The 201-nt window shown below is 68.2% G+C and carries 1 protein-coding gene; it reads right to left on the reverse strand.

Going from position 1 to position 201, the window contains the following annotated elements; genetic code table 11:
• The coding region (locus tag G154_RS25730) for an HNH endonuclease (RefSeq protein WP_192817319.1) at positions 1-201 on the reverse strand (201 nt) is incomplete at both ends.

Consider the following 201-nt stretch of genomic DNA (forward strand, 5'->3'; position numbering starts at 1 on the left):
GCTTCTGGTGTGTGGGGTGGGATGAACCAGGGGTGGCGGTCGCGGCCGAGGTAGACCTGCCAGCCACCGTGATGGATGAGGGTGTGGTGCAACCGGCAGAGCAGCACGCCGTTGTCCACACTGGTTGTGCCGCCGTCACTCCAGGGGTGGATGTGGTGGGCATCGCACCAGGACACCGGCCGCCCGCATCCCGGGTGTGCG

Origin of the sequence: Mycobacterium sp. VKM Ac-1816D, assembly GCF_000416385.1 — a bacterium.
In the GTDB taxonomy this organism is placed as follows: Bacteria; Actinomycetota; Actinomycetes; order Mycobacteriales; family Mycobacteriaceae; genus Mycobacterium; species Mycobacterium neoaurum_A.